The 26619-nt window shown below is 72.0% G+C and carries 16 protein-coding genes; 8 read left to right on the top strand and 8 right to left on the bottom strand.

The genetic code is table 11. The features are described 5' to 3' along the window. Positions 1-82: 82 nt before the first annotated feature. Entirely contained in the window at positions 83-910 is an 828-nt protein-coding gene (locus ACYVLT_RS04145) for an NPP1 family protein (RefSeq protein WP_461118742.1), read from the bottom strand. 266 nt (positions 911-1176) lie between these two features. Here ACYVLT_RS04145 and ACYVLT_RS04140 point away from each other — a divergent pair, with 266 nt between their 5' ends. From ACYVLT_RS04140 to ACYVLT_RS04125, 4 genes are read left to right on the top strand one after another with little or no spacing between them, the layout of a single operon-like run. Continuing rightward, complete coding sequence (locus tag ACYVLT_RS04140) at positions 1177-1623, top strand: YbaB/EbfC family nucleoid-associated protein (RefSeq protein WP_461118741.1); 447 nt, start codon at positions 1177-1179, stop codon at positions 1621-1623. Beyond that, positions 1620-1934 carry a type VII secretion target gene (locus tag ACYVLT_RS04135; RefSeq protein ID WP_461118740.1) on the top strand — a complete coding sequence of 105 codons (315 nt, stop codon included), beginning with the start codon at positions 1620-1622 and terminating at the stop codon, positions 1932-1934. The genes ACYVLT_RS04140 and ACYVLT_RS04135 overlap by 4 nt, the downstream gene beginning before the upstream one ends. Continuing rightward, a complete protein-coding gene (locus ACYVLT_RS04130; RefSeq protein ID WP_461118739.1) occupies positions 1931-6493 on the top strand; it encodes a DUF6531 domain-containing protein in 4563 nt (1520 codons plus the stop codon). Before ACYVLT_RS04135 ends, ACYVLT_RS04130 begins: the two co-directional genes overlap by 4 nt. Further along, positions 6484-7398 (top strand): hypothetical protein, encoded by a 915-nt coding sequence (locus ACYVLT_RS04125; RefSeq protein WP_461118738.1) that lies wholly within the window; start codon positions 6484-6486, stop codon positions 7396-7398. The genes ACYVLT_RS04130 and ACYVLT_RS04125 overlap by 10 nt, the downstream gene beginning before the upstream one ends. A 111-nt stretch (positions 7399-7509) precedes the next feature. On the opposite strand, the gene asnB is transcribed toward ACYVLT_RS04125, so the two are convergent. Then, on the bottom strand, positions 7510-9345 hold the full coding sequence (gene asnB, locus ACYVLT_RS04120) for an asparagine synthase (glutamine-hydrolyzing) (RefSeq protein ID WP_461118737.1): 1836 nt from the start codon (positions 9343-9345) through the stop codon (positions 7510-7512). A gap of 564 nt (positions 9346-9909) precedes the next feature. Between asnB and ACYVLT_RS04115 the strand changes: the two genes are divergently transcribed. The 3 genes from ACYVLT_RS04115 to ACYVLT_RS04105 are packed head-to-tail and all read left to right on the top strand — an operon-like array spanning position 9910 to position 15971. Beyond that, a complete protein-coding gene (locus ACYVLT_RS04115) occupies positions 9910-13401 on the top strand; it encodes a DUF7379 domain-containing protein (protein WP_461118736.1) in 3492 nt (1163 codons plus the stop codon). Positions 13402-13434: 33 nt separating this feature from the next. After that, entirely contained in the window at positions 13435-14877 is a 1443-nt protein-coding gene (locus ACYVLT_RS04110) for a hypothetical protein (protein ID WP_461118735.1), read from the top strand. Next, on the top strand, positions 14874-15971 hold the full coding sequence (locus ACYVLT_RS04105) for a hypothetical protein (protein ID WP_461118734.1): 1098 nt from the start codon (positions 14874-14876) through the stop codon (positions 15969-15971). The genes ACYVLT_RS04110 and ACYVLT_RS04105 overlap by 4 nt, the downstream gene beginning before the upstream one ends. An 18-nt stretch (positions 15972-15989) precedes the next feature. Here ACYVLT_RS04105 and ACYVLT_RS04100 read toward each other — a convergent pair whose 3' ends face one another. After that, positions 15990-17282, bottom strand: coding sequence for a LacI family DNA-binding transcriptional regulator (locus ACYVLT_RS04100; RefSeq protein WP_461118733.1), 1293 nt, complete (start codon positions 17280-17282; stop codon positions 15990-15992). A gap of 149 nt (positions 17283-17431) precedes the next feature. Here ACYVLT_RS04100 and ACYVLT_RS04095 point away from each other — a divergent pair, with 149 nt between their 5' ends. After that, positions 17432-17860, top strand: a complete 429-nt coding sequence (locus ACYVLT_RS04095) for a DUF4342 domain-containing protein (RefSeq protein ID WP_461118732.1) — start codon at positions 17432-17434, stop codon at positions 17858-17860. A gap of 53 nt (positions 17861-17913) precedes the next feature. Here ACYVLT_RS04095 and ACYVLT_RS04090 read toward each other — a convergent pair whose 3' ends face one another. The 5 genes from ACYVLT_RS04090 to ACYVLT_RS04070 form a co-directional block, all read right to left on the bottom strand. Then, positions 17914-23292, bottom strand: a complete 5379-nt coding sequence (locus tag ACYVLT_RS04090; RefSeq protein WP_461118731.1) for a LamG-like jellyroll fold domain-containing protein — start codon at positions 23290-23292, stop codon at positions 17914-17916. Between the two features lie 301 nt (positions 23293-23593). Next, a complete protein-coding gene (locus ACYVLT_RS04085) occupies positions 23594-24295 on the bottom strand; it encodes a DUF899 domain-containing protein (protein WP_461118730.1) in 702 nt (233 codons plus the stop codon). A gap of 127 nt (positions 24296-24422) precedes the next feature. Continuing rightward, positions 24423-24947: a hypothetical protein gene (locus ACYVLT_RS04080; RefSeq protein WP_461118729.1), complete on the bottom strand. Its 525-nt coding sequence runs from the start codon at positions 24945-24947 to the stop codon at positions 24423-24425. 163 nt (positions 24948-25110) lie between these two features. Further along, the gene (locus ACYVLT_RS04075) at positions 25111-26166 is read right to left on the bottom strand and encodes a branched-chain amino acid aminotransferase (protein WP_461118728.1); all 1056 of its coding nucleotides are present in this window, start codon (positions 26164-26166) and stop codon (positions 25111-25113) included. A gap of 32 nt (positions 26167-26198) precedes the next feature. Beyond that, positions 26199-26567 carry a nuclear transport factor 2 family protein gene (locus tag ACYVLT_RS04070; RefSeq protein ID WP_461118727.1) on the bottom strand — a complete coding sequence of 123 codons (369 nt, stop codon included), beginning with the start codon at positions 26565-26567 and terminating at the stop codon, positions 26199-26201. Positions 26568-26619 lie beyond the last annotated feature (52 nt).

The raw sequence follows: 26619 nt of genomic DNA, 5'->3' as shown, positions 1-26619 counted from the left end.
GCACACCGTCAGTCCGCCGAGGACGCGTCACCGTTAGCCGCCCGGCCGCGCGCTCGGCACGCCCACCCGAATGGCCGCCGGGTCAGGGCCGGTCCGCGAACGCCGCGAACGGGACGCCGCTCGGCTTGGCCTGGGCGAGGTTGTGCTCGAACGCCCCGTCCTTGATCGCCAGGCTCGCGCTGCCGAAGTTCGCGTTCACCAGGACGTCCCGGACGCCGGCGGGGAAGTGGTCCCAGCCGACCAGGTCCGGGTACTGCCAGGCGCCGTAGTGGTTCTCCGGCTGTTCGGTCGCGCCGGCGAGGCGGAAGCAGTGCGTGCCGAGCCCGTCCTTGTGGTAGACGATCTTGGGGTGCGTGCCCTCCCAGGCGACCTGGTCACGCGGGTAGGTGGAGTACTTGCCGTGCGCGGAGGTGGAGACGTACCGCGCCTGGTCGTCGTTGACCCACACGATCACGTGCTCGATGTCGTGCCGGTGGCCGCAGCAGTCGATGCCGGGCACGGCCTGGTCCTTCTCGAAGTACAGGTCGTAGAGGTAGGCGCACCAGCCGCCGTCGCACTTGGAGCGCGAGTAGGAGTTGGTGTTGTCCAGGTCGGACCGGTCGCGGCACTGGCCGTTGAGCGCGCCGGAGTTCTTCAGGCCGGTGGCCACCGCGCCGGTCGGGGAGATCGCCGGGGTCGGGTAGCAGCCGTCGGTGTCGTAGTCGAACGCGGGCTGCCACTTGCCGTCGGCGGGCGCGAAGCTCGCAGGCAACGCCCGCGGTGGCTCCGCCCACGCCGCCGCGGGCACGAGCACCGCCAGCAGCACGGCGACCGGCAGCGCGTGCAGCAGCCTCGCGGTGGTCCGCCGCGTGCGTGAGGTGGTGCGGGTCGGGTCCGTCATCCGGGCGGTCACGACGACCTTGCCCTCCATCCGGTGTCGAGTGGCAGGAGGCGGCGGAGTCGGCCGGTGTCGCGGAGATCATCGGCCGGCACCGAGGTTCCAGGCCGGGGCCGGGGCCGTCAACCCGCCGATGGTCGCGGCGAGGCGAACAGCGGGCGAACACCTCGGTGCGCCATTCCCGGCGAAGGTGGAATTCCGCTGCGCCAACCGAGTGAGGGTTGCGCGAAGACGGTGTTTCCGGCGGCCGACTGCGAGCAGCATCGTGGTCCGGATCCCCTGGTCGGAGGGAGAGGTTCATGACGGACCCGTTGGCGGCCACCGAGCGCGCCATCGACCAGTGGGAACGCGACGCCGAGCAGAAGGCCGCCCGCTACCAGGCGATGGCCCAAGAGGTGCAGCGCGTGTCGATCACCGAGTCCGCGGCCGGCGGTGCGGTCGGCGTCACCGTGGGCGCCAACGGCATCCCGACGGCGGTGACGATGACCGACGGCGTCCGCAAGCTGGCTCCCGACGCGATCGCGGCGGCGGTGATGGAGGCCATGACCAAGGCGCAGTCGCGCTACCCGGAGCAACTGGCGGCGATCATGGCCGAGACCGTGGGCGACGACTCGACCACCCGGCACCTGGTGGCGCAGGCACGGGCCAACTTCCCGTCGGCCGAGCCGGACGTGCCGCGCCGGCCACCGCCGCCACCGGATGACGGCGACTTCAGCGGCGAGTCGTTCCTGACGGACGGTCGATGATGGCCGGCGGGTACGGGGTCCTGGTCGGCGAGCTGGAGGTGCACGCCGGGAAGGTCGACGCGCTGGCGCGCCGGTTGCAGGCGGCGGTGGACGCCGCCAGGCAGGTGACCATGTCCGACGAGGCCTACGGCGTGATCTGCCGCCCGTTCGCGATGTTGCTCCAGCCGTTCGAGCAGAAGGGCGTCGACGCCTTGGCGAAAGCGGTGGAGACGATCACCGAGGTGGCCACCGAGGTGCGTGCGACGGCCGGTGACTACGGCGCCCAGGAGACCGCCGAGGCGGCCGCGTTCGACGGGGTCGACCGCCGGTGACCGGGGACCTGGTCGCCGCGCCGCGGGACACCACGAACGCCATCACCGGCATCGGCATCCTGGAGGCCGCCGACGGCCTGGCCCAGGGCGTCGCGAGCGGTGACTGGGTGGCGGGCGGGCTCGGCGCCGCGGGCGTCGGCCTCGAAGTGCTGAGCATGGTGGTCGACCCCATCGGCACGCTCGCCTCCTACGGCGTGTCGTGGTTGATCGAGCACGTCCAACCGCTCAAGGAAGCACTGGACTGGCTCGCGGGCAACCCGCCGGTCATCCAGTCGTTCAGCGAGACCTGGGGCAACGTGGCGCGCGAAGTCGCCGCGATCGCCCAGGACTTCGTCAACGAGTCGCGCAGCGGCACGGCGGGCTGGAGCGGGTCGGCGGCCGACGCCTACCGGGCGCACTCGGCCCGGGTGGCCGACGCGGTGGCGGGCGCGGGCTCGCTGGCGGGCGGCATCTCCGCCGGCGTGATGATCATGGGCGAGGTCGTGGCGGCGGTCCGCGAGATGGTCCGGGACATCGTGGCCGAGCTGATCGGCCGGCTGATCGCGTGGGCGCTGGAGGCGGTGGCGACGCTGGGCCTGGCCACGCCGGTCATCGTCGGCCAGGCGATCACCGCGATCTCCCGGGTGGTCAAGAAGATCGGCGACCTGATCCGCAACCTGATCAAGACGATCGGCAACGTCGCGCCGCGGATCCGGTCCGTGATGGGCAAGCTGGACGAGATCATGGCCGCGCTGGGCAAGCTGGGCCGCAAGGCCGACGGCCCGAGCCCGACACCGAGGACGCCCGACGGCCCCGGCACGACCGTTCCGTCCGGCACCACGAGCCCGTCCGGCACGACCAGCCCATCGGGCACCACGAGCCCGTCCGGCACCACCAGCCCGTCGAGCACGACCAGCCCGTCGACCACGCCCGACGTGCCGCCCGCGAAGCCGGACAGCCCCACACCGGACGGCACGACGCCCAACGGTGACGCACCGACCAGTCGCGGCCCGGCCAAGCCCGACGGCGGCAAGCCCACCGACGGCAACGACGGCGGCAGCGGCCAGCGCTCGGACGGCAACGGCGGCTGCGACGGCAAGGGCGGCGACCCGGTCGACACCGTGTCCGGCCAGATGATCACCAACGCGGTCGACGTCGACCTGCCCGCCCTGCTGCCCCTGCTCCTGCAACGCGCGTACGCCTCGGGCTACCAGGGCGGCCGGCTGCACGGCCCCGGCTGGTCGTCCACACTGGACCAGCGCCTGGAGCTCGACGACCGCCACGTCCGCTACTTCGGCGACGACGCGCAGCTCCTGCGGTACGAACGCCCCGAGCGCCCCGGCCTGCGCGGTATGCCGAACGACGGCGCGCGCTGGGCGTTGACGTGGGACCGCGAGGCCGACACCTACCGGGTCGAGGATCCCAAGACCGGCCGGGTGCGGCACTTCGGCCCGAACCCGGCCGACCCGCGCGTCCGCCCGATCACCGCGCTCACCGACCGCAACGGCAACCGCATCGACTACGAGCGTGACGCCGACGGCCTCCCGACCGGGGTCGTGCACTCCGGCGGCTACCGCGTCACGGTGGACACGGTCCACGGCGACGCCGGTCCCCGCATCACCGCCCTGTGGCTCGGCGCGGACAACAGCGCGCTCGTGCGGTACCGCTACGACGAACGCGGGCGGATGGTCGAGATCATCGACACCACCCACCTGCCGTACCGCTACGAGTACGACGAGGCCGACCGCGTCACCGCGTGGGTCGACCGCGAGAACTACCGCTACCGCTACACCTACGGCCCGGACGGCCGGGTGGTCCGGGGCGAGGGCGACGGCGGTTTCCTGTCCGCGACCTTCGACTACGACCTGGCCGGCCGCAAGACCACCGTCACCGACAGCCTCGGCCAGGCCACCGTCTTCCACTACGACGAGCACAACCACGTCACCGAGGTCGTCGACCCGCTCGGCAACGCGGAACGGACCGAGTACGACCGGTTCCACCGCCTGCTGTCCCGCACCGACGCGCTCGGCCGCACCACCCGGTACACGTTGGGCTGGGACGGTGACACGGTGCGCGTCGACCGCCCGGACGGCACCGCGGTCACCGCCGAGTACAACGAGCTGCGGCTGCCGGTGGAGGTCGTCGGACCGGACGGCGCGCGCTGGCGCTACACCTACGACGAGCGCGGCAACACGCTCACGCAGACCGACCCGACCGGCGCCGTCACCACGCACACCTACGGCGAGCGGGGCGAACCCCGCACGATCACGGACGCGCTCGGCGGCACCACCACCATCGTCACCGACGCGGCGGGCCTGCCGGTGGCGGTGACCGATCCGTCCGGCGCCTCCGAGACCTACCAGCTGGACGCGCGTGGCCGGTTGACCCGGGTCACCGACCCGCTCGGCGCGGTCACCACGATCGAGTGGGGCGGCGCCGACACCCCGTCCCGGTACACCTACCCGGACGGCACGAGCCAGACCTGGACCACCGACGGCAACGGCGACGTGATCGCCATGACCGACCGGGACGGCTCGACCACCCGGTACGAGGTGGGGCCGTTCCACCTGGTGTCCGTGCGCGTCGACCCCGACGGCACCCGGCACGTCTTCGACCACGACACCGAGCTGCGGCTGACCGGGGTCACCAACGCGCGCTCGCTCACCTGGCAGTACACCTACGACCCGGCCGGCAACCTGGTGCGGGAGCTGGACTTCGACGGCCGCGCCACCTCCTACGAGCACGACGCGGCGAAGCGGCTCGTCCGGCTGACCAACGGCGAGGGCGAGGCGATCGCGATCACCCGCGACGTGCTCGGCCGCCCGGTCGAGCAGCGCACCGACGACGGCGCGGTGACGGCGTTCGGCTACGACGCGGCCGGCCGGGTGCTCACCGCGACGAACGCGGACGCCGAGGTGGTCTTCACCCGCGACCCCGTCGGCCGACCGCTGACCGAGACGGTGAACGGCCGCACCCTCGCCTCGACCTACGACGCGCTGGGCCGCCGCACGTCCCGCACCACCCCGACCGGCCACCGGTCGGTCTGGGAGTACGACGCCGTCGGCCTGCCCACGTCGCTGACCACCGGCGCCACCCGGATCGCGTTCGCGCACGACGCCGCCCGCCGCGAGGTGTACCGGTGGCTGAGCCCGGACATCGCGGTGGCCAGCTCGTGGGACAGCTCCGGCCGGCTGGCCTCCCGCCACCTGATCGGCCTCGAAGGACCGGACGGCCGCCGCGAGGCCCGGCCGCGGTACGGGCGCGGCTGGACCTACCGCCCCGACGGCGTGCCCGACTCGGTGCAGGACAGCTTCGACGGGCACCGCCGGTTCGACCTCGACGCGCGCGGCCGGGTCACCGCCGTGCGCGCGGCGACGTGGACCGAGAACTACGCCTACGACGAGGCGGGGAACCTCGCTTTCGCCACGGACAGCCGTGCCGCCGACTCGCCGTCGGCCGGGCCGAGGTCCACCTCCGGCACGCTGGTGCGCCGCGCGGGCCGGACGCACTACGACCACGACGCGCAGGGCCGCGTGGTCCGCGCGGTGCGGCACACGCTGTCCGGCGCGCGGCAGGAGTGGGCCTACCGGTACGACCCGCGCAACCGGCTCGTGGAGGCCGTCACCCCGGCCGGGCAGCGGTGGACCTACCGGTACGACCCGCTGGGCAGGCGGATCGGCAAGCGCCGACTCGACGCCGCCGGCGTGGCCGTCGAGGAGGTCGTGTTCCACTGGGACGCCCAGGTCTTGGCGGAACAGGAACACGTCGTGGCCGGCACGCCGTTCGTCGCCACCACGACGTGGGACCACCGGCCCGGCACGTGGACGCCGGTCAGCCAGGAGCGCCGCACCACGGCCGCGTCCGCGCCGCAGGACGTGATCGACCGCCGGTTCCACGCGATCGTCACCGACCTGGTCGGCACGCCGACCGAGCTCGTCACCACCGACGGCCGCGTCGAGTGGCGGCAGCGGTCCAGCCTGTGGGGCGAGGACCGGCAGCCGATCGGCACCGACGGCGCCGAGTGCCTGCTGCGGTTCCCCGGTCAGTACCACGACCGCGAGACCGGGCTGAACTACAACTACCACCGCTACTACGACCCGGCGACGGGCAGCTACACCACCCCGGACCCGCTCGGCCTCGACGCCGCGCCGAACCACCACGGGTACGTGGACAACCCGCTGGCCATGCTCGACCCGGTCGGCCTCATCACCCGCGACCGCTACCTGCGCCTGGACCGGGACGGCTGGTCGAACTACACGCTCAGCGACTCCAACGGCACGGTGTACTACTCCGGCCAGTTCGGCCCGGACGCCACCCAGGCCGACGTCGAGGCCAGGCACGCGGCCAACCACAACCGGTACGACCCCGCCAACGGCGACACGATCTCGGTCGTGCCGGGCACGCGCACGTACGGCGAGTCCAGCCTCATGGAGCAGCGACTGGCGGAGCAGTACGGTACGGTCATCGGCCGGGACGGCAACAACTACCGCGGCAACCGGCAGAACCCCATGGGCGAGGACCGCTTGGCCGAGTACGAGGAATACGAGCAGCGCAAGACCAACGGGTTGGGATGTCCGTGAACGACGCCCCACTTCCCGACGACGTGCTGGACGAGGCGGTGTCGGGCTTCGCGGAGGTCGCCGCCCGGTTCGCCGAGGAGATCGGCGGACCGCCCACGCTGGCGGAGTTCCTGGAAGTCCTCGGGTGGGCGATCCCGACGAACAGCGACGCCGTGGACGGCACGTTCACGCAGCCGTTGAAGCTGGCCGCGACCGTGCGGGGCAACAAGCGCTACCGCGGCGAACGACCGTCCCGCGTGCCCGAGTTGAACGACGGCGTCTTCGAGGACGCGCGCGACCACGTCGGCGTCGTGGCGGCGCGGATCAACGCCGCGAGCGGCGCGCCGGTCACACCGGGGCAGTTCGCGTCCGCCGTGCTCCAGGTGCTGCGGACCGGGCGGGTCGGGCTGGCCGACGTCGGCGGTGACGAGGTGCGCAAGCTGGTCGCCGAAGGGGTGGGCAAGCGCGCGGTCAAGCTCACGCCGGGCGACGTGCTGGCGATACCCGTCCCGGACGGCTACCGGCTGGCCGTGGTGATCACGCGCAACCGGTTCGGCACCGCGATCGGGCTGTTCGAGGGCGTGTCCCGGGACGGGCGGCCCGGCGCGGACCTCCTGCGCTCGCCCCGCAAGCACCCGGTGTACACCGAGGAGAGCCTGGCCAAGAACGGCACGTGGAAGGTCGTGGACCACGACGAGGGCCTGCTCGACCTGTTCCCGGCCGATCCGGAGGTCTTCCACAAGCCCGGCGCGTGGCCGGGCATCGACACCGGTGAGTTCGGCGCCGCGGAAACCGCCGACGGGCCGCTGCGGATGATCGACGAGGCCGAGGCGCGCGAGGTCGGCCTGCTGGACGGCGGCTACCGGCAGACGCGGCCGGCCGGGTTCCTGCAGAAGGTCCTGGGCGAGGAGACCGACACCCGCTAGCCGGAGCACGCCGTCGGCAGGTCGTGGGCGGCGGCTCGGATCGGCATTGGCCCGGATCGGTGGCGGCACGGGCCGGGCCCGGTCCGCCACCGATCCGGACGTGCTGGGGCGCTAGGGGAGCGCGAGCTCAGGGCGGTAGACGTCGAGCCACACGGCGAAGTCGAGGGCTCGCTCCAGGCCCAGCCGCGTGAGCCGGGCCATCCCGGCCGAGTCCTGGGTGCTCGCCCGTTCGAGCCAGTCCCGGCTCACCAACCCGAACACGTCGTGGTCCCGGCGCGTGAGCAGTTCCTTGGCCTGCACCTGCAACTGCCGCGCGTAGTAGGGGTCCTGGGTGGACGGGTACACGCTCTTCGGCCGCCAGGCCACCGACTCCGGCAGCACGTCCTTGACCGCGCCGCGCAGGAGGCTCTTCTCCCGGCCGTCGTAGTGCTTGAACGACCACGGCGCGTTGTAGACGTAGTCGACGAGCCGGTGGTCGCAGAACGGCACCCGCACCTCCAGCCCGACCGCCATGCTCAACCGGTCCTTGCGGTCGAGCAGGAAGCGCAGGAACCGGGTGAGGTGCAGGTGGATCATGATCCGCATGCGGTACTCGTGGTCGTCCTCGGCGTCGTGCCGCTCGACGTCACCGACGGCGGTGTCGTACCGGTCGCGCCGGTACTCCTCCAGCTTGAGGTCGTCCAGCAACCCCTGGTGCAGCCCGGTGCCGTCCTTGTCGAGCGGGCCGACGCTGACCGCGATCCACGGGAACGCGCGGGCGCGCTGGATCGCGGGGTCGTGCATGTGCCGGTAGCCGCCGAAGATCTCGTCGGCCGACTCGCCGGACAGGGCCACCGTCGACCGCTTCCGGATCTCCTGGAACAGCAGGTACAGCGAGAAGTCCATGTCGCCCAGGCTGATCGGCACGTCGCGCGCGGTGAGCGCGGCCTTGCGGACCTCCGGGTCGGCCAGCGTCTTCGGGTCGAGCACGATGTCGGCGTGCTCGGACCCCACGTGGGTCACCACGTCGTGCACGAACGGCGTGTCCGGTGTGTCGCGCAGCTCGTCGGGCTTGAAGTTCTCGGTCTGACCCATGAAGTCGACCGCGAAGGTCCGCACCCGCTGCTCGCCCAGGTGCCCCGCGGCCAACGCGGTGAGCGTGCCGGAGTCCAGGCCGCCGGACAGCAGCAGGCCTAGGGGCACGTCCGCGACGAGCTGCCTGCGCACGGTGTCGTCGAGCAGCTCGCGGACCCGTCCGACGGTGGTCTCCAGGTCGTCCTCGTGCCCGCGGGTCTCCAGCCGCCAGTAGGTGCGCTCGCGCACGCCGTCGACGTCGACCGTGACCACCGTGCCCGGCTCGACCTGCCGCATGTCCGACCAGATCGAGTGGCCCGGCGTGAAGGCGTACGACAGCGCCTCGCGCAGGCCGTCCGCGTCGACCACCCGCTTGGCCAGCGGGTTGGCCAGGATCGCCTTGGGCTCCGAGCCGAACAGGATCCCGTCGGCGGTCCGGTGGTAGAACAGCGGCTTGATCCCGAGCCGGTCGCGGACCATGACCAGCTTCCGCTCGCGCGCGTCCCAGATCGCGAACGCGTACATGCCGTTGAGGCGGTCGGCGAGGGCCGCACCCCAGCGCAGGTAGCCGCGCAACACCACCTCGGTGTCGCTCGCGGTCGTGAACCGCTCGCCCGCTCGGACGAGTTCCTCGCGCAGCTCGACGTAGTTGTACGCCTCGCCGCTGTAGACCAGCGTCACGTCGCCGTTCGGCGTGCGCACCGACATCGGCTGCTTCCCCCCTGGCAGGTCGATCACGGCGAGCCGCCGGTGGCCGAGCGCGGCGTGCCGCTCGACCCACGTGCCGGACGCGTCCGGCCCGCGGCAAGCCATCGTCCGGGTCATCGCGTCGAGGATCTCCCGTTCACGGGTGAGATCGCGGTCGAACGAAACCCAGCCGGTGATTCCACACATCTGTCAGCCTCCTGTTGTTTGCGGATTGGCGTCGGCCTTCCCACCGTTCGCCCGAATGGCCACGGCCGGTGGAGGACCGGCTTACGACGAATTCCGCAACGTCCCGGCCGCCTGATCGCCGAACACGGCGAAGGTGACGACACCGGGAGGTGCTTTGCTGACGTGCTCGTGGTCCGCGCGCGCAGCTATTCCCCATCGCTGCGACCGTTCATCCCCCGTGCGGGCCACACCACAACAGTACATTCCCCTAGCCGAATGGGTAGTATTCGTACCCCTGGAAAGCGTCATCCGCGCGGATCGGTGCGGTGGCCCGCAAAGGGTGCGCGGTTATCGGGTCGAATTCGACTCGACATCGCATCAATGGGAATTCACCGTTTCGGTGCACACGCACCGGTGGGTCCGACGGGTGCGGGGTGCCACCGGTTGCAGTGCGCGATCGGACCGCGTTCGATGGCATGCCCATTAGCCCGAACGGGCGAAACCGGTGCGTCCGTCGTCACGGCGCGTGGGGCCGGCGCGATATCGCGGACACAGGTCGGATCGCCCGACGGGGAGGTGGTCGTGATGGCCGAGTGGTCCTCGGACGACAACAGGCTCAGGATCAGGCACCCGGCCGCGGTCGCGGTCTCGACGGCGGCCCGCCCGGCGCGTCGAGGCCGGGCCCGCCAGGCCGCCGCCCTGCCCGACCACCTGGTCGAGGCGCTGGCCGGGCAGGGCCTCGCGCTGGTCCACCCGCCGGTGTCGGTGACACCCGCCGGCAAGCGGTCGCCGTCCGGTCGGGCGACGATCTCGGTCGCCGTGGCGTCGGACGAGGACGCGGTCACGCTCGTCGAACAGGACGGCGTCTACACGTGGCAGCTGCCCGAACGCGTGCCGACCGAGCGCACCAGGTCGGTGGCGGGGGAGCGGGTCGTCACCTTCGAGCTGGACTTCCGCGCCGCGGCCCCGCCGGCCCGGCGACGCGGCGTGATCGGCGACTGGGTCGTCGGCCCGGTCAAGGCCTACGTGTTCCGGTTCGTCGCGCGCAAGGTCGCGGGCCGGGTAGTCGACCACCTCGAACGCGACATCACCCCCGGCCTGGTGCTGATCACCTCGCCGGACCCGCGGACGTGGCGGCACGTGGACGGCATCGGGCGCGCCGGGCTGCCGCCGGACCGCACCGCGCGGATCCTGCTGCTGGTGCACGGCACGTTCTCCAGCACCGTCGGCTGCTTCGGCTCGCTGGGCGCGTTCCCGTGGGGGCGTGAGTTCCTGACCAAGGCCTTGGCCCGCTACGACGCCGTGCTCGGCTACGACCACCCGACGTTGAGCGTCGACCCCGGCGCGAACGCGAGCGACCTGCTGCGCGACCTGCGCTCGGCCGACCGCGACCAGCCGGTCGAGGTGGACGTCGTGTGCCACAGCCGGGGCGCGCTGGTCGCGCGCAGCCTCGTGGAGGACGTGCTGCCGCAGGCCCGGATGCACCCCGGCCACGCCTGCGCGGTGCACCGGATCGCGTTCGTCGGCGGCGCCAACGGCGGCACCGCGATGGCCGAACCCGCGAACTGGCACGCCCTGGTCGACCTCTACACGAACCTGGCGCTGGCGGCGGGCGCGGCGGCGGCGTTGGTGCCCTCGACGCAGGTGGTCGCCGCGGTGCTGGGCGGACTCGTGCGCGGGCTCGGCGCGTTCGTCAAGTACCTGGCGTCCTACGCGGCCGACGACGAGGACGGCGGTGTGCCGGGCCTGGCCGCGATGCGGCCGACCGGGTCGTTCGTCCGCAAGCTCAACGGCACGCAGCCCGGTCAGCCCGCGCCGTCGGACACGCCCTGGTACGTGGTCACGACCGACTTCGAGCCCAAGCTCGGCGGCGGTGCCAAGGAGCTGCCCGGGCGGTTGCTCGCCGTGCTCGCGGACGGCGTGGCGGACCGGCTGATGGGCAAGGCCAACGACCTCGTGGTGGACACCGCGTCGATGTCGGCCATCGACGCGGAGGTCGGCGGTTTCGTCAAGGACGGGCACCACTTCGGCCGCAACGGCATCGTCTACCACACGGTCTACTTCACCCGGCCCGAGGTGTGCGCGGCCCTGACCACCTGGTTCGGCATGGCCGAGCCGGTCGTCTCGGCGCGGGGCGCGGTGGTCGGCCCGACGCTGCCGATCGCGGCCAACGAGCACATCGCGGTGGTGGGCGCCGCCGAACGAGCGGTCACCGCGCACGAGTGGATCGCCGCGGTGGCGCCGGACTACGTCCTCGTCGACAGGGGCGGGGACATGTACGCGTTCGCCGGGGAGGAGTTCATGGCCCGGCTGTCCGGCGGGCAGCGGTCGGTGGGTGCCGGGCTGCCCACGCGTGCCGCCAACCGCACCCGCAGCCTGCCCGCCGGCGCGCCCTACCGGGCCATCGCGGGCGCGGCACCCGGTCCGGTGGTGCTGCGGGCCGCGGGACCGGTCGCCATCGTGCCGAAGCCCGCGGCGCCGAAGTCGCTGGAAGAGCTCCTCGCCGGCGTGCCGCCCGAGCCGAGGACCAAGCCGCGCAAACGTCGGCCGGACAAGGCGACCGCGCACTTCGGCGCCGACATGCCGGACGAGGTCGAGGTGGGGTCGCAGGCCGTCGTCCGCTGCACCGTCTCCCGCACCGCGCTCACGCCCCGGCGCCGGGTGAGCGACACCGACAGCAGCACCGTGGAGCCGGACCGGCCGATCGTCCTCACCGCGATCGGCAAGGCGCACGCCGAGGTGCTGGACCCGCAGCGGCGGAAGGTGGTGCTCCCCGAGCGCGGCCGTGAGCTGGAGGTGGAGTTCACCGTCCGGCCGACGCACGCGGGCCAGGGCGAGATCTGGGTGGAGGCCAGGCAGGGACCGGTGACGCTGGTGACGTTGCGACTCAACCCGACCTTCACCGACGGCGCACCGGCCACGCCGCGCCGCACGTCGGCCGAGGCGGTGGTCGCCACCGACGTCCCGAGCACGTGCGTGCGGCAGGTCCTGCGGATCAGGGAGGTGCAGCACGGGCCGTACACCCACTACGAGTACGAGCTGGACGCCAAGGGCGTCCCGGGCCAGGGCCACGTGTACAGGTCGCTGCCGCTGTCCGGCGGTGCCGAGACCTACGTCCGGAGACTCCACGAGCGGATCGAGCAGCGTTGGTTGTCGAACCGCGATGACGTGGAGGCGTTCCGCAGCGACCTGTGCGACGTGGGTGGCGACCTGTTCGACCAGCTGTTCCCGGCGGCGATGCGGGAGGTGTTGTGGGAGCACCGGGAGAAGCTCCGCAACCTCACGGTGTTGACGACCGAGCCGTACATCCCGTGGGAGCTGGTGCACCTCAAGGACGGACCGACGCTGCCCGACAACGGATCGTGGTTCCTCGGTGAACACGGCTTGGTGCGCTGGCTCTACGGCGGTTGGCCTCCCGAGCAGCTGCACTGCCGGCGGAACAAGGCGAGGTACCTCATCCCCGACTACCCGCCGGAGTCGCGCCTCGCCCTGCCCGCGACGGCGGACGAGGCGGCGTTCCTCGGCGAGGCGCTCGGCGCCGAGCCGGTCGAGGCGAGGCACCGGACGGTGGTCGACCTCCTCGGCCAGGCGGGGGCGTTCGACGTGCTGCACTTCGCCGGCCACGGCATGGCGGACCACGACCGGATCGACGACGCGAGGATCCTGCTGACCGGCCGGGTCGAGGGTGGTGAGTACATCGACGAGTACCTGACCGCGACCACCGTCCGGCAGCGGGCGCGGCTCGGCAACGGCGCGAAGAACCAGCCGCTGGTCGTGCTCAACGCGTGCCAGATCGGTCGCCAGGGCCGTCAGCTGACCAGCCTGGGCGGCTTCGCGTCCGCGTTCATCGAGCGCGGCGCGGCGGCGTTCGTCGGCAGCCTGTGGCAGGTGGGCGACCAGCCGGCGAAGGACTTCGCGACCGCGCTGTACCGGGAGCTCCTGGCGGGTAACACGCTGGCCGACGCCACCTCCAAGGCCCGCGCCGCCGCACGTGCCGCCGGCAACGCCACTTGGGCCGCGTACGTCGTGTACGGCAACCCGTGCGCGACCTTCACCTACGGGAAAGCCAACCGCTGACCGCGGACCCGTTGTGCGGGAAGGACGTGCGTCATGGCCACCCAGAGCGAATCCTCGGCCCGACCACTGCCGCGGCCGACCGACGGCCCGTACGAGTTGTCCTACGAGAGCCTGTTCACCGAGTCGTTGAACCAGGTGATAGCCCGTCCGGAGATCGCCGCCCAGTTCGAGTTGCTGCAGAACCAGTCGGACTTGACCAAGGCGGTCCAGCGGCAGCGAGAGGTGATCAGGGCGAGTGTGGAGAGCCAGGTGTCGAAGGCGACCCGGATGGTCGACCAGCTCCACAGCCACCTGGTGGCCCTGGTAGCGGCGGACGACCGCAAATTGGCTCAGCTTGAGCACGCCGCGACGGTGAGCCGGATCTTGCTGGCGCTTGAGGTGGACGCCCGCAACGACAAGGCCGCTCTCGCCACGCTGGTCGCCTACCTGGCGGCGGTCGAAACGTGGCTGAGGCAGCCGGACTACCGACCACCGCCGAACCCGCCCGATTCTCCGGCCAAGGCAACGTTGTCCGCAGACGTCCTCTACTCCCGGCGCGGCAGGGTGATCGGAGAGCTCGCCACCCGTCAGGTCCTGCTGCTGTGGGACGCGCGGGAGCTCGCACGTCGGCGCCCGGTGTTCCGCTCCCTCGAGGCTGAGTTCGAGGCGCAGAAGCGCGAGGTCACGGAGGCGGTCGAGGCTATCGTGCTGGCGACGGTGCTCACCGAGTTGAACGCCGCCCTGCAAGGTGCAACCGCGTCCACGATGATCGTGAAGGAGCCCGACAACCTGCGCCGGAGCCTCACCGAGGAACGGATCGTGTTGACACCGGCCTTCATGGCGCTCGACCGGATGATGCGGTCCCGGGAAGAGGCCAGCTTCGGGATCGCAGGGCCTCGTGGCGTCGGCAAGAGCGCCTTGATCGAGTACTTCACGACCACGCAGGGAATGCCCGGGGCAGCCTCCCGCAGGCTGCGGCTCGGCGTGAACGTGCCTGCTCCGGTCAAGTACGACGCGCGGGGGTTCGTCCTGCACCTGCACGCCAAGTTGTGCCAGATGGTGATCGACAGACATGCGTTGCACCGGGAGGCGGAGCTGGACGCAAGTCCCCCTCCCCGAATCGGGCCGGTGACCGCCCTCCTGCTCTCCGCCGCAGGGGCGGCCGCCGTGGTCTCGGCTCTCGGCGCGATGTTCGTCGCGGTCCGCGACCGGCTCTCCACCGGAGGCGACGTGGTGGCGGACGTGGGCGCGCTAGTCCTGCTCGTGGCGGCGCTGACGTGCTCGATCGGCGTCGCGCGGATCGCCGGAAGACCCACCGCAACCTCTTCACCGATGAGGTACCAGGTGGTCGGCTCCTCTGCCCTGGCCGGGGTTGGGCTGGTCCTCTCCTGGCGTACGGCGCCTGGCGACCAGGCGGGACGTTGTTCCTCGGCGGTGTCGCCCTTCTTGTGCTCGGGGTTTCGCTCAACCTGCTGTCGAGCCGCAGCCGCCACGTGATCGAGTCCCCGGACGCGTACATCGATGAGCTGAGTGTCAAGGCCCAGGAGCAACTCGACCGGATCCGGGTGCAGGAGAGCCACAGCGTCGAGCGCTCGGTGACCGTGAAGCTCAGCGGGTCGGCGTTGCCGATCGGTGTCGACGCCGGCGGCAAGAGGGGGACAACCCGGCAGGACCGTCCAATGGGGTACCCGGAGCTGGTCGAGAACCTCAAGGAATTCCTGAAACTCGTGCGGGTGAGGTACGAGGTGGTCGTCGGTGTCGACGAGTTGGACAAGCTGCGGTCGGCGGAGGAGGTGGAGAACTTCCTCAACGAGATCAAGGTGATCTTCCGGACGCCGGGCTGCTACTTCCTGGTGTCGGTGTCGGAGGACGCGGCGGCCGGGTTCGAGCGCCGGGGTGTTCCCTTCCGCGATGTGTTCGACAGCTCGTTCGACGACGTGCTGTCGATGTCGTACCTGGACTTCCCGTCGGCGCGGAAGGTCCTCTACGGCCTGCTGCTCGGCTGGACCCAGCCGTTCGTGGCGCTGGCGTACGTGACGTCCGGCGGCCTGGCCCGGGATCTCATCCGCAGCACCAGGGAGATCGTCGACCAGTGCGACTCGGACAACCGGGTCGAGCTCGCCGCGGTCGCGTCGCGGATGTGCCGCCGGGAGGCGGAGGCGCGGCTGCGGGCGGTCCGGCACGAGCTCATGCGCGACCCCGACGACCCGCGGCGCATCGACCTGCTCATCCGGGTCGCCGACTACTCCTTCACCGACGCCACCGCGGCCGACTTCCACACCCGCCACCAGGAGCTGGCGCGGTGGGTGGGCGAGCAGCAGGCGGAGGCGGCGGGTGCCGTGTGCCTGGCGCGCGAGCTGGCGGCGGTGATGTTGTTCGCCGCCACGGTGATCGAGTTCTTCGACCCGTCGGTGATCGCGGACCGGCTGGGCCGGGCGGAGGTGCCGCCCGGCGGGCGGCTGGCGGTGCCGGCGTCGGCCCGGCAGACGCTCGCGGCCAACCCGCGGATGTCGTTGGCCGGCCTCGACCGGTTCCGGACCGCGTGGCGGCTGGACGACCGAGGACAACGCCGGGACACCGCGGCGGCCTGACCCGGCCGGCATGTGGCCTCAGCGCGCCGGGCGTGGGGGAGCGGTGCTGTCGCGGACGATGAGCGTGGTGGCCAGTTCCACCCGCGTGCGGGAGGGCTGCCGCCCGGCGGCCAGGGCGAGGACGAGTTCGGCCGCGGCGGCGCCCATCTCGACCATGGGTTGGCGCACGGTGGTCAACGGCGGTCCGCACCAGCGCGCGGCCGGGATGTCGTCGAATCCCACCACGCTGAGGTCGTCGGGGATGCGCAGGCCCGCCTGCCGGGCGGCCTCGTAGACGCCCAGCGCCTGCAGGTCGTTGCCGCACACCACGGCCGTCGGCGGATCGGGTTGGCGCAGGAGTTCGCGGGCGTGGTTGAGGCCGTCCTCGAAGGCGAACCACTGCCCGATGCGCACCAGCCGCTCGTCCAGGGGTGCGCCCTGGTCGGCCATCGCCGCCCGGACGCCGCCGAGCCTGGCCCGCGCGCACAGCCGTTCGGCCGGTCCCGCGATGACCGCGATGCGCCGGTGGCCGAGGTCGAGCAGGTGCCGTGCGGCGGCGATCCCGCCGCTCCAGTTGGTCGCGCCGACCGACGGCACCGGGTGCTCCGGCTCGCCGGTCGGGTCCAGGGCGACCAGCGGGATCCCGCCGGTGGCGAGCAGCCCGTGCTGCTCGGAGCTGACGCCGAGGTGCACGGCGATCACCCCGTACGGCTGGCGGGACAGCAGGTCGCGCGCCCAGGACCGACCGGCCGACGCCTGGTGCGCGGTGTCGGTGAACCCGACGGCCAGTCGGTGCTCACCGGCGACCCGCTCCACGCCGCGCATGATCTCGACCGCCAGGTAGCTCTGCATCCCGTAGAAGACCACCTCGACGTTCGGCGCCCGCACCACCGCCTCGGGCCGTCGGTACCCGTGCTCGCGCAACGCCTCCTCCACCCGGCGCCGCGTCGCCGACGCCACGTCCGGCCGCCCGTTGAGCACCTTCGACACCGTCGGCGCGGACACGCCCGCCAACCGCGCCACCGCCGCCACGGTCAGCTCACCCCGGCGCGGCCCGCGCTGACGCACACCGTCCAGCCCGTTCGCCGCCGGTGGGACGACCGGGCGGTCGTCGGCCCTCGGGTGGCGGATCGCGTCCACCTCGCCGAGCAGGCGGGCCCGGACCTCCTCCGCCTTCCGCTCCGCCCCGTGCCCGGCCGGCACCGTCTCGGTCAGGTAGCGCCGCTTCCCGGTGCCCGGATCGACACCGGCGTACACCCGCACGCGCAACGACCCGCTCGGCAGCCGCTCGACTTCACCGCGCGGCTGCCGGCGCGCACCAGGGACACCCATGGAGCCACAGTACCGAAAACATGGCTCCACACGATGGCCGGATAGCTCCACGGGCGGCCCGTCACCCTCCGGTCCGGCCTGGTCCGGCAGCGTGACTGGATCGGACCGGCGGGCAGGCGGGAGGATGGTCGGTGAAGGGGGTAGTCGACATGACGGAGCAGGACGGTCGTGGGGCGCCGGGGATCGAGGCGCTGACCGACAAGATCAGGCAGCTCGTGCACGAGGGGAACACGCGCCGGGTGGTGGTGCGCAACGGTAAGGGCGAGCCGGTGCTGGACATCCCGGTGACGGCGGGGGTGGTGGCCGCCGTGGCGGCGCCGGTGGTGACGGCGGTGGCCGCGTTCGCCGCGCTGGCGGGTCCGTGGTCGCTGAACGTCGAGCGCCCGGCGGACGCGCCGACCGACGCGACGCAGGCCGAGGACGCGCCGACCGACGCCAGGCCGACCGACGCGACGCCGACTGATGACGCGCCGGCCGAGGACGCGCCAACTGAAGGCGTGCCGACCGAGGACGCGCCGCAGGCCGGCGGAGATCGGTCCGACACGCCGCAGGCGGACAAGCCGCCCACGGGCGGCTGATGGCGAAGAGGGGGTGGGCGCACGATGGCGCCCACCCCCTCACTCACCTGTCGTCACAGCTCGGCACGCGGCGGGAAGTCGTTGACCGCGTCCGCGAGGTACTGGGCGAGCCGGCTGTGGTACGCCCCGTTGGCCAGGCCGTCGGTCAGGTACTGCGCCGCGACCCGCCCCGGATCCGCCGAGTCCCGCACCGCGTCGTCGAAGTCGACGACGTAGTCCGCGCCGAAGTCGGCGAAGTGGGTCAGCATCTCCTGGTTGAGCTGGCGGCGCTGCACCTCCCGCGGGTCGCTCGCGGCCAGTCCCAGGGGTGGGATGGTCGTGAGGATGACGTGTACCGGCGTGCCGTCGGGACGCTTGGTGCGCTTCAACCCCTCCGGGTGGGCGGCGCTGATCAACGCCGTCAGGCCGCCTCGGACCTCGGTCGCCGACACACCGCGCAGCAGGCTGTTGGCACCGCTCGCGACCAGCACCGTCCGCACGTTCGGCGCGTCGAGCGCGGTGCGGTACAGGTCGGTCCGGACGCTGCCCGCGCCGATCGCACCGGACTCCGGGTAGGTGCCGAAGTCCCGCTGGGCGTGGGCGAACGTGACGTCGTTCGGGCTCAGCACCCGCTGGTGCACCCGCACGTCCATGATCGACCCGTTGAAGAAGTTGTCCTCCTGGCTCGCGTCGCGGGCCCGGCCGATGGTCAGCGGACCGTTCGTCGCGAACGTGGTGACGCCGCTGATCGAGTCCTGGAGCGTGCCGTCGACGTAGAGCCGCATCATCCGGCTCTGCTGGTCGTAGGTGGCCGTCAGGTGGTACCAGGTGTTCAGCACGGGCTCGTTGTCCGAGTGCGCCAGCCAGGTGGTGTGCTGCGCCGCGTCGGCGCTGTAGACGCCGAACATCCACCGCCGCTGCGCCGCCGAGTACTGGAGGAAGAAGGTGTTGTACGCGCCGCCGTCCTGGCTGACCACGGTCTGGTAGACGTCCAGGGAGCGGAGCTTGGCCCAGGCCGAGACGCTGAAGCTGCGATCGGTGTGCAGCACCCGGCCCGCGGTCTTGAAGTGGCCGCTGGTGCCGTTGAACTGCGGCACCGTCCCCTTCTGCGGGTCGGCGACCCAGGCCGTGCCGCCCGCGGCGGTGGCGTTGGCGCCGCCCGCGTGATCACGGGCGGTGGTGCCGGTGCCCTCGGTCATCCGCCACCGACCGGTGTCCGGCACGCCCGAGCGGCCGGCGTTGACCAGGCCGCCCGGCAGGGTCGCACCGACCCCGGCGAGCTTGGCCGGCAACTCGTCGACCCAGGTGTTGCGCTGCCCGCTGCCCGCCGGGGCGGTCGCCGACAACTGGTCGCCGAGCACGGCCACGGTCCCGTGGCCGAGGTCCGCGGTCGACACGTCCAGCCCGGCCACGTAGTAGCTGCCGTTCAACGCGGTGGTGAACGGCGCACCGGTGGTGTCGTTCACCGCGTTGCCCGAGGCGAGGTGGACCGGCGCGGTGGCGTTGCCGTGCACCGGTGCGGTGGCCACCGCACCGGGCAGGTGGATGCTCACCACGAGGTTGCCGTTGCCGCCGGTGGGCAGCGACACCGGGTCGCTGTGCACCTCGGCGCCGGCGGGCAGCGTGACCGACGCGTTGCCGCGGAACTTGAGCGCCGTGGTCGCGGCGGTGGCGGCACCGGCGCCGATCTGGGCCGCCACGGTGGCGGCGTCGATGGTGACCGGGTTGTTGCTCATCGAGTTGGACACCTTCACCCGCACCTGACCGCCCGTGACGGTCGGCCGCAGCACGGTGCGCAACGTCTTGTCGGCGAACCCGTGGCCACCCGGCGGCACGACGGCCGCGTTGGCCGGCGCGGCCCAGGCGCCCACCCAGCCGGCCTCGACCGGCCGCGGCGCCATGGACATCACGTGCAACGCGGGCTTGTCGCAGAGGAACGACGTGCCGTAGTTGGGCAGCGTGATCGACTTGATCGTCTTGGTCGGGTCGGTGGGCAGGAAGATCGGCGTGAGCACCGGCTGGTACTGCGCCTGGGTCGTCGTGCCGACGAGCCGGTACGGCAGGGTGATGCCGGTCGGCTCCCACCGCAGGTGCACCCAGTCGCCGAGTTCGGGCACCGCCGGGTTGGACGTGCTGCCGTCGGTGTAGGTGATGGTGCCCGACCGGGACGGCGCGGTGCCGCAGGTGCTGAACGCCAGCAGGCCGACGGCGCTCGCCTTGACCTGCTGCGCGGCCGGGAACGGGATGGTCTGGCCCATGGCCACGACGTTGTCGTTGCCCGACGTCGCCGCAGGCATGGCGAACGCCGCGCCGCCGATCACCGCGGTCGTGCCGGGTGCCAGGCCCGCCGCGGCCAGCGTCTGCGCCGAGATGGAGCCGCGGGCGAAGTCCGCGGCCGCCGCCGTCGTGCCGTCGCTGCCGATCGCCTTGTTGTTCATGGCGTGGGTGAAGCTCGCCAACGTCACGTTGTTGATCGGCTGGATGGAGAGGTGGTCCAGGCCGAACGCGTAGCGGTTGCCGGTGGAGGCCGGGTTCGTGCCGACCGCCGCGAACGTGAGCCGGTGCCAACCGGACGTCATGTGGATGCCGCTCAACGGCTGGAAGTGCGCGGTCCGGGTGGCCGAGTAGCCGTCGATGGGCGTGGTGTCGGTGTTCGCGATCGGCACGTCGTCCAGCAGGACCGTGTACTTGCCGTGGTGCGGCGCCTTGATCAGCCCGGCGGCCAGCGCGTAGTCCGCCTCGACCGGTGCCAGGATTTGCAGGGTGGTCGAGTGGGTCGTGCCGGTGCCGCCCATTTCGAGGTGACCGCCGTGCAGCGTGGTGCCGCAGCAGTCGGGGACGCCGACGTGGAAGTAGTTGCTCTGCGGCTGGAGGAACTCGGCGTCGAGCCGGGTGGTCGGCACGAGCTGGATGTAGTCCACCAGGGCCCGGATCATGGCATCGGTGGAGGCGGGGTTCCTGGTCATCTGCACCTCCAGCACGTGCGTGCCGCCGGTCAGCCGGAGGCCGGCCAGGCGCACCCGCTTCGGCGTCCGGTCGGGACCCGTCGGCGTGCCGTCCTGGGAGACCTGGAGCAGCGGCCTGCCGTCGAGGGAGAACGAGAGCTTGCCCAGGGGGCTCATCGTGGACCCCGCGTCGGCGGTGCCGACCACCACCTCGTAGTCGCCGTCTCCCGGAGCGGTGACGGAGGTGTGGAACCGCGTGTTGTCCGTGGTGGTGGTCAGGAGCTTGTAGACGCCGCCCGAGAACAGGTAGTTCTCGTAATTGGCCTGGTGGACGCTGCTCGGGGCGGAGAACTGGAGCCGTTCCGCCTCGTAGGTCGCCTGCGGCGGCGCCGGGACCAGGGTCGGCGGCAGGTAGAACGTGTACGCGCCGGACTCCGGCGATAGCCGGTGCGCGTCGTCGAAGCTGCGCACGTGCAGCGTGTGGTAGCCGGGGCTCAGCGTGCCGGGCACGGTGATGGTCGCCGGGCCGGGTCCGGCCGGGATCCAGCCACCGGAGTTGCCGAAGGTCTGGTTGTGGTTGCAGTCGTCGGGCTTGGGCGCGCGTTCGGTGCCCGAGCCGTCGAACATGTAGGTGAACCCGACGACGTTGGACGCGCCGTTGGCGTTGAACGTGAACTTCCCCGCCTGGTCCGGCGCGGGCCCCCAGTAGTCGGCGGGGTAGTCGTCACTGGTGATGACGGGTTTCTGGGTGATCGGTGCGCTGCGCGTGGTGAACCGCAGCCAGTCCGACCACGGACCCGCCCACAGGTTCTTCTCCGCGTCGCCGGGGAACTGGTTCTTCACCGCGACCCGGTAGTTGTGCACACCGTCGGGCAGCGCCTTGTTGGTGGTCCACCTGCCCTGGGTGCCGGAGGCGACGACCACCGGGCTGTCGGCGGTGTCCGCCTCCAGCACGGTGCCGTCGATGTTGTAGGCCTGGAAGTACAGGCCGACGTTGAGCGGCGGGTTGTTGTTGTCGGTGGCGGTGGCGTGCAGGGTCGGGCGCGCGGTCGGCACGACCACCTGGTTGCGGCAGGTCACCGCGTCGGCGATCCAGAGGCCGTTCGCCACGTTGGGCGGGAACGAGAAGACCACGTCCAGGTGCGGGTTGTTGGCGAACTTCTTCCAGTTCAACCGGTCGCCCTCGTCCGACGAGATCAGCCCGAGGTGCAGGTCCGGCCAGTTGCCGTTGACCACGGCGTTGATGCCGCCGATGACGTCGAACGGGACGTTCGCCGCGCCGCCGCACTGGTCGCCCGCGTTGGACGACTTCGTGGTCGTGCGCCAGCCGCCCGGACCCGGCCAGCGGGTCGCGGAGCTGATGGGGTCGGTGACGTAGACGTCGACCGGCTCCGCGGTGCAGGACGTGCCGTGCGTCTGCGTGGCATTGAACGTCGCGCTGTACACGACCGGCTTGACGCCGCCGTTGCGCGCCTGGAGCTCGGTGGTGTTGAACTTGAAGAACGACCGCGCGACCCAGCTGCCGCCGCATCCGTTCCAGTTGCCGCACAGGCCGACCTGCGCGTCCATGGCGGCGTTCCAGTAGTACCAGCCGTTGTCGGTGACCTCGGCCCACGCCTCCTTGTACCGCGACATCACGGGGTCGATGTAGACGGGGTACTCCACGTCCTCGCCGGTCAACGCCTCCGCGTCCGGCTTGACCGTCAGCTCCACCTCGGTGGGCGCCGCGTGGTCCGGGGAGACGACCGCGGTCGTGACGTCCAAAGTGGACACCTTGCCGCCGCCCGGGTCGGTCGGGGTGGGATCCGGCCCGCGCTTGGCGTCCTTCGTGGAGTCCCACATGACCGGCGTCGAGCCCTGGAAGACGACCTGGCCGGTGCCGTCCACGGCGCTGAGGACGTCGTGCTCGTCGGTGCGCATGGTGAGGTTGGTGGTGTTGGCCCGCAGCTTCACCGCGGCCAGCTCCGGGTTGGCCGCGGCCTTCGCGTCGCGGACCACGAGCACCTCGGAGTACCCGGTGGCGTTGGCGGTGAGCTTCAGGTCCACGCCCGGCATGACGTCGGGGTAGGTCGCGCTCGAACCGTCCACGACGGGCTCGGGCAGCGGTTTGGGCCAGCTCAGGGTGAACAGCTTGTCGCCCTCGCGCATGGTGACCAGCGGTTCGTCGCCGCCACCGGAGAACGACAGGCCCGTGCTGGTGGCGGCGGTCTCCAGCGTGCCGTCGGCGGCCCGGGTGAGGGAGGTGTCGACGTCGCGCCACTGCCCGTCCTTGCGCGCCCGCACGGGCCGCGAGTGCGATCGCAGGGTGAACGTGCCGTCCGGGTTGGCCAGCACGGCGGTGGTCTCGGTGAGCTCGTCCGCCACGGGGACCTGCTTGCCGGTGCGGCGGGCCTCTGCGGCGGCGGTCTGCTCGGCCGGTGCCGGTGGTGCCTCGGCGGCCGCGGGAGCGGGTTCGGCCGCGGCGGTGATCGGGGTGGCGCCACCGAGCACCACCGACCCGGCGATCACGGTCGCGAGCAGACCGTGACCCCGGGTTCTCCGGCGCAGGGCGGAATTGGGTGAACTGCGGCGCACTTGTCCCCCCCGGACGTTTCGAAGTCGAGCGCGGAATCAGCGCGCCGGACCATAACCGCCGCCGCTCACCTGCGGAAGGGTCTGCGATATCACCGGAGTTATGGGCTCGGGTACGACTGTCCCGCGGCGGGACAGCGCCGGCACGCCTTCGTCGAGGGCGTTCCGCGACCGGGGGCGATGATCTCTCATTCCGCCGCCGAGCGGGCGGTGCTCGACGCCGTCGAGCGCCTTGTCCTCAGTGGCAGCAGTTGTCGTGCGCGGCCGGTTCGGCGGGGCGGTACTCGTCGTGCCAGTTCCACCACTCGTACGGCGGGGTCTGCGGGTAGCCCTCGGGCGAGTCCTCCCACTCCTCCTGCCGGCCGAGCGCGGTCACGTCGAGGTAGCTGAACGTGCTGCCCAACGCCTCGTCGCCGCGGCCGTTGACGAAGTACGTGCGGAAGACGCGGTCGCCGTCGCGGATGAACGCGTTCGTGCCGTGCCACTCGTCCACGCCGAAATCGGCGTCGAAGTCGTCGAGCACGGTGTACCACGGCATGGTCCACCCCATCCGGTCCTTCAACCGGACGATGTCCGGCTGCGGCGCGCGCGAGGCGAAGGCGAGGGTGGTGTCGCGGGCGTTGAGGTGGGCGAGGTGGCCGACCTGGTCGGCCGTCACCAGCGAACAGCCCCGGCAGGCGTGGTCGGGCCAACCGGACACACCGGGCTCGAAGAACGCGCGGTAGACGATCAGCTGGCGGCGGCCCTCGAACAGGTCGAGCAGGCTCGCCCGACCACGCGGTCCGTCGAAGGCGTACTCCTTCTCCACCGCCGACCACGGCATCCGACGCCGCGCCGCGGCCATGGCGTCCCGCGCCCGGGTCAGCTCCTTCTCCTTGACCAGCAGCCGTTCGCGTGCTTGCGCCCACTCCTGCGGGGAGACGATCGGAGGAGTCTTCATCACGGGTGTCCACCTGACCTCTCGCGAGTAGCAACCATTCAGTTGCGACGCTATAGCAACCAGGTGGTTGCGTCAATGAGAGGAGCGCTTGGCGTCGGTGCGCGGACGGGAGCGGCCCGGCGGGCGGTCAGACCCCCACGGTGAGGGCGCCGAGCAGCGTCAGCCGGGAGATCCCGGTGGTGGCGCAGCTGATCGGGTCCGGGTTCAGGGCGGTCAGCTGCATCTTCGCCGGTTCGGCGGCGAACGTGCCGGAGCCGATCGAACCCAGCAGCACGATGACGATGTTCGCGCCGACCCGGCTGGACGTCCTGTTGTAGGAGTACGTGCTCGCCGCGACGGCCGGATCGGTCCACGTGAAGACCCGCGTGCCGGCGCCCTGGTAGAACAGCGAGGTGCAGGTGTAGTCCGGCAGGGTGGCGGTCTCGGTGTAGGTCCCGGTGGCGGCGGAACCGCTGGTGCAGTTGAAGAGTTGGCCCTGGACGGTGACCGTGACCGTCTTCGGCGTGTTGGTCACCGGTGCGCTGAACGCCACCACCTCGTTGACGGCGCACACCTGCTCGACGACCGCGTGCGCCGTCGGCGCGACGCCGGACGACGCCGCCGCGGCCAGGCAGACGGCGGCGGCGCTGGAGAAGACCTTGTTCCGGTTCATCCGCGAACCTCCTGCTGGGGGACCGGCCGGGCCGGTCCTCGGTGGCGTGCCACCGGTCATATCGCCTGGTGCGGCGGTGCGTTACCGCGCGATTGCCGAGAGTCACCCGAACGGCGAAGGGCGGGCCGGGTCGTGGGTGGACCCGGCCCGCGGCGCCCGTCGGTCAGCACACGCGGTGCAGCCACCCGTCCACGTCCGGCACGCGGCCGTGCTGGAGGTCGACCAGGGCGGTGCGCAGGGCACCGGTCACGGGACCCATCTCGCCGTCGCCCACGGTGAAGTCGCCGTCCACGTCCCGCACCCGACCCACCGGGGTGACGACCGCGGCCGTGCCGCAGGCGAACACCTCGGTGATCCCGCCCGCCTCGCACTCGGCCCGCCACTGGTCCACCGACACCGGCCGCTCGGCGACCCGGTAGCCCAGCCGGGAAGCCATGCGCAGCAACGAATCACGGGTCACGCCGGGCAGGAGGGTGCCGGTCAGCGGCGTGGTGAAGACCTCCGCGCCGGGCCCCGAGCCGCGCACGAAGAACAGGTTCATGCCACCCATCTCCTCGACCCAGCGGCGCTCCGCCTGGTCCAGCCACACCACCTGCTGGCAGCCCGCCTCCTGCGCCTTGCGCTGCGCCACGAACGACGGCCCGTAGTTCGCCGCGCACTTCACGTCGCCCGTGCCGCCGGGCATGGCCCGCGCCTGGTCGCGCGACACCAGCACCGACACCGGGCGCACCACGTCGCCGAAGAACCCGCCCGCGACGAACGCCATCACCAGGAACAGGTACTCCTCCGACGGCCGCAGCATGAGGTTCGCGTCGGTGCCGAACATCAGCGGGCGCAGGTAGAGGCTGTGGTCGGGGTGGTCGGACAGCTCGGCGTGGTCGGCGGCGACGAGCCGGTCCACGCCGTCGACGTACAGCTGCTCGGGCAGCGCGGGCATCGCGAGCCGGGCGGCGGACCGGTTGAAGCGGCGCGCGTTCTCCCACGGCCGGAACACCGCCACCGAGCCGTCCTGCTGCCGGAACGCCTTCATGCCCTCGAAGATCACCTGGCCGTAGTGCAGGCCGAGGGTCGCCGGGTGCAGCGACAGGTTCTCCATCGGCAGCAGGTCGCCGTCGTGCCAGCCGAGGTCGGGGGAGTACTTGAGGCTGTACAGGTGCGGGGTGAACGCGGCGCCGTGGCCGGGGGACGCGGCGGCGGGCTTGTGCAGCAGAGAGGTCATGACGGTGCTCCGATCGGGGAGGGGAGGCGGGATCAGACGAGAGGGGCGAAGAAGAACGTCTCGCGCTTGCTGAAGCGGCCGTCGGCGGCGAGGGTGAAGAAGTCGGCGTAGCGCAGGCTGGTCCGCGTGCCGTCGCGCAGCACGCCCTCGAACGACCCGCGCACGGCGACCTGGTCGTGCTCCAGCACGACGGACTCGACGCGGTGCTCGCCCTCCTTGATCACCCGCACGTGGGTGTAGAAGTGGGCGACGCCCTCGTGGCCGGCCACCGGCGGGTAGCCGGGGCGGTGGTAGGTGGTGTCCTCGGTGAACATGGCGACCAGCGCGGGCACGTCGCCGGTGTCGACGAACCGGTAGAAGTCGTGGACGAGGGCGGCTTCACGGGTCAGGGCTGCGGTCATGGCGATCTCCTCGGGTTTCGATGTCCTCTGGCCGGGTTCCGGAGTCGTTTTC

Source organism: Saccharothrix stipae, from assembly GCF_054781895.1.
Note: the sequence above shows the minus strand (reverse complement) of the source record. Positions and strands in the feature narration are given on the sequence as shown.

Coding starts and splice junctions, on each gene's coding strand:
- ACYVLT_RS04140 (WP_461118741.1), top strand. CDS start 1,177: ATGACGGACCCGTTGGCGGCCACCGAGCGCGCCATCGACCAGTGGGAA.
- ACYVLT_RS04080 (WP_461118729.1), bottom strand. CDS start 24,947: ATGAACCGGAACAAGGTCTTCTCCAGCGCCGCCGCCGTCTGCCTGGCC.
- ACYVLT_RS04135 (WP_461118740.1), top strand. CDS start 1,620: ATGATGGCCGGCGGGTACGGGGTCCTGGTCGGCGAGCTGGAGGTGCAC.
- ACYVLT_RS04095 (WP_461118732.1), top strand. CDS start 17,432: ATGACGGAGCAGGACGGTCGTGGGGCGCCGGGGATCGAGGCGCTGACC.
- ACYVLT_RS04125 (WP_461118738.1), top strand. CDS start 6,484: ATGTCCGTGAACGACGCCCCACTTCCCGACGACGTGCTGGACGAGGCG.
- ACYVLT_RS04070 (WP_461118727.1), bottom strand. CDS start 26,567: ATGACCGCAGCCCTGACCCGTGAAGCCGCCCTCGTCCACGACTTCTAC.
- ACYVLT_RS04115 (WP_461118736.1), top strand. CDS start 9,910: ATGGCCGAGTGGTCCTCGGACGACAACAGGCTCAGGATCAGGCACCCG.
- ACYVLT_RS04145 (WP_461118742.1), bottom strand. CDS start 910: ATGGAGGGCAAGGTCGTCGTGACCGCCCGGATGACGGACCCGACCCGC.
- ACYVLT_RS04085 (WP_461118730.1), bottom strand. CDS start 24,295: ATGAAGACTCCTCCGATCGTCTCCCCGCAGGAGTGGGCGCAAGCACGC.
- asnB (WP_461118737.1), bottom strand. CDS start 9,345: ATGTGTGGAATCACCGGCTGGGTTTCGTTCGACCGCGATCTCACCCGT.
- ACYVLT_RS04100 (WP_461118733.1), bottom strand. CDS start 17,282: ATGGGTGTCCCTGGTGCGCGCCGGCAGCCGCGCGGTGAAGTCGAGCGG.
- ACYVLT_RS04110 (WP_461118735.1), top strand. CDS start 13,435: ATGGCCACCCAGAGCGAATCCTCGGCCCGACCACTGCCGCGGCCGACC.
- ACYVLT_RS04075 (WP_461118728.1), bottom strand. CDS start 26,166: ATGACCTCTCTGCTGCACAAGCCCGCCGCCGCGTCCCCCGGCCACGGC.